The organism is Arthrobacter agilis, from assembly GCF_002953615.1.
Lineage (GTDB): Bacteria > Actinomycetota > Actinomycetes > Actinomycetales > Micrococcaceae > Arthrobacter_D > Arthrobacter_D agilis_B.
This window is the reverse complement of the sequence record NZ_CP024915.1, coordinates 1,342,673-1,345,914: the sequence shown is the minus strand read 5'-3', so window position 1 is coordinate 1,345,914 and position 3,242 is coordinate 1,342,673. Positions and strand designations below refer to the sequence as shown.

Annotated in this window: 2 protein-coding genes; one reads left to right on the top strand and one right to left on the bottom strand. The window is 68.4% G+C overall.

Translation table 11 applies throughout. The features are described 5' to 3' along the window. Positions 1-371 precede the first annotated feature (371 nt). Positions 372-989 (top strand): DsbA family protein, encoded by a 618-nt coding sequence (locus CVO76_RS06420; RefSeq protein ID WP_133080631.1) that lies wholly within the window; start codon positions 372-374, stop codon positions 987-989. A gap of 68 nt (positions 990-1,057) precedes the next feature. Here the strand turns inward: CVO76_RS06420 and valS are convergent. Continuing rightward, positions 1,058-3,242: valine--tRNA ligase (gene valS / locus CVO76_RS06415; RefSeq protein ID WP_208741308.1), on the bottom strand; the 2,185-nt coding region annotated here is incomplete at its 5' end.

Below are 3,242 nucleotides of genomic sequence, written 5' to 3'. Positions count from 1 at the left end.
GTTGATGAGGCTGCGTCCGTGGATGCTCGTGACCACGTTGTTCTTCCGGTACAGGCGTCCGATGAGCGGGATCATGGCTTCGGCGAGTTCCTCGCGGTCGAGCCAGCCGTCGTGGGTGTCGGCGGGGGTGTCGGCGTGGTCCTCGGTCCGGTGCTGCTGCAAAACGGCGTCCCTTCCATCACCGGGAAGTCCGGTGCGAACTCATCCAGCCCGATGCGACGCAGGGATAGCGCCAGGCACCGTCGGCTGGTCGTGTCCTTTCATTAGACCGCCTCCGGCAGCACGGCACCAACTCGGGGCGGAATACGACGTCGACAGGGCGGGTTGCACGGAAGAAGGCTACGGCCTCCCAATCTCAGAAGGAGTACTGCATGAGCGAGTCCACGACCGTCGAGAAGGCCGATTTCTGGTTCGACCCCCTGTGTCCGTTCGCCTGGATCACGTCGCGCTGGATCGGCGAGGTGGAGCAGGTCCGCGACATCTCCGTCGACTGGCACGTCATGAGCCTGTCCGTCCTGAACGAGGGACGTGACCTGCCGGAGGAATACCAGGCCATGATGCTGCAGGGCTGGGGGCCGGTCCGGGTCATCATCGCCGCTGCGGAACTGCACGGGAACGAGTACATCAAGAAGCTGTACGACGCGATGGGCACCCGCATCCACATCGGGCAGGACAAGGACTTCGGGCGGGTCATCCGCGAGTCCCTCGAGGAGGTAGGCCTGCCGGCGGACCTGGCCCGGTTCGCCACCACCGACGAGTACGACGAGAAGCTCCGGGCGTCCCACAAGGACGGCATCGATCGTGTCGGCGACGAGGTCGGCACCCCGGTGGTCGCCTTCAACGGCACGGCGTTCTTCGGTCCGGTCCTGACGAGGATCCCGCGCGGCGAGGAAGCCGGCCGTATCTTCGACGGCGCCGTGCTGCTGTCGGAGTTCCCCGAGTTCTTCGAGCTGAAGCGGTCCCGCACGAAGAGCCCGACGTTCGACTAGTCCGCAGGACAGACGGAAGGGGACCCACCGTACGGTGGGTCCCCTTCCGCGTTCTGCGCCCGGGAGGCCTATTCGGCGGGCTGGGCGACCAGTTCGACGTCGGAGACGGCCAGGGTGCCGTCTCCTTCCGCGAAGCGGAGGTCCCTGGCGTTGCCCGCGGCGAGGAGGTCGGACAGCCCGGCACGGACCTGCTCCACCTGCACCGACGGTGCCGTCACGACGGCGGTCTCGACCTCGGTGCGCTGTTTGACCTTCGCCTCGGACTTGGCCTTGCGGATGCCTCCGAGGGCCAGCGCGACGGAGGTGAGGACACCGGCGTCGGCAGTGTCCGGCAGGCCGGCCAGCGCGTCCGCGCTCGGCCAGGCCGCCCGGTGGACGGAGCCCTGGCGCCACCAGCTCCAGACCTCCTCGGTGGCGAACGGCAGGAACGGGGCGAACAGGCGCAGCAGGGCATCGAGCGTCGTGGCCAGCGCTGTCTGGACGGACTGCGTGCCCGCGTCCGCGGAGTCCCCGTAGGCACGGTCCTTGACCAGTTCCACGTAGTCGTCGGTGAAGGTCCAGAAGAAGGACTCGGTCAGCTGGAGCGCGCGGGCGTAGTCGTACTTCTCGAACGCCGCGGTCGCCTGGTCGGTCACGGTCCGTAGCTGTGCCAGCAGGGACAGGTCCAGGGCGTTGGAGACGCGCCCGACAGCACCCTCGCCCACCGACGCCTCGGTGACGCCGAGGTTCAGGACGAACTTGGAGGCGTTGAGCAGCTTGATCGCGAGGCGCCGGCCGATCTTCATCTGGTTCACCTCGTACGCGGTGTCCGCGCCGAGCTTGGCGGATGCCGCCCAGTAGCGCACGGCGTCGGCACCGAACTGCTCGAGGACGTCCGTGGGTACCACGACGTTGCCCTTGGACTTGGACATCTTCTTCCGGTCGGGATCGAGGATCCAACCCGAGAGCGCCGCGTGCTTCCACGGCACCGAGTCCTGCAGCGCGTCGGCGCGGACCGCCGTCGAGAACAGCCAGGTCCGGATGATGTCGTGTCCCTGCGGGCGGAGGTCGAAGGGGAAGACCTTGCCGAACAGGTCTTCGTCGCGGGCCCAGCCACCGACGATCTGCGGTGTGAGGGACGAGGTCGCCCAGGTGTCCAGGACGTCGTTGTCGCCGATGAAGCCGCCCGGCTGGTTGCGTGCGGATTCCTCGAAGCCCGGGGCGGGGTCGGCCGCCGGGTCGACCGGGAGGGACTCGAGCGCGGGAACGACGGGATGGTCGTACTCGGGTTCGCCGTCGGCGTCGAGGCGGTACCAGACGGGGACGGGGACCCCGAAGAAGCGCTGCCGGGAGACCAGCCAGTCGCCGTTCAGGCCCTCGATCCAGTTCTCGTAGCGCGAGCGCATGAAGGCAGGGTGGAAGTCGATCTCACGGCCGCGCTGGATCAGTGCGTCCCGCTTGCCGGCGTCGCGTCCGCCGTTGCGGATGTACCACTGGCGGCTGGTCACCACTTCCAGGGGCTTGTCGCCCTTCTCGTAGAAGTTGACCGGGTGCACGATCTTCTTCGGTTCGCCGTCGAGGTCCCCGCTCTCGCGGAGCAGTGCGACGACGGCCTCCTTGGCGCTGAAGATCGTCTTGCCGGCCAGCTGCGCATAGTTCTCGCGGGCGCGCCCGGTGGCGATCCACTCGGGGGTCTCCGAGCGGATGCGCCCGTCGCGACCGACGACCGCGCGGGTCGGCAGCTGCAGCTCGCGCCACCACGTGACGTCGGTCAGGTCGCCGAAGGTGCAGATCATGGCGATGCCGCTGCCCTTGTCGGGCTTCGCGAGGGGGTGCGCCTTGATCTCGACCTCGACGTCGAACAGCGGGGAGGTGACGGTCGTGCCGAAGAGGGGCTGGTAGCGCTCGTCGTCGGGGTGCGCGACGAGGGCGACGCATGCCGGCAGGAGCTCGGGCCGCGTGGTCTCGATGTGGATCTGTCCGCCGTCGGGTGTGGAGAAGGCGATCCGGTGGTAGGCACCGGGCTGCTCGCGGTCCTCGAGCTCGGCCTGCGCGACGGCGGTACGGAAGGTGACGTCCCACAGGGTGGGCGCTTCGGCGAGGTAGGCGTCCCCGGCCCTCAGGTTCTCGAGGAAGGCGCGCTGCGAGACGGCCCGTGAGGTGTCGTCGATGGTCCGGTAGGTCAGGTCCCAGTCGACCGAGAGGCCGAGCGTGCTGAACAGGTTCTCGAAGACCTTCTCGTCCTCGACCGCCAGCTCCTCGCAGAGCTCGATG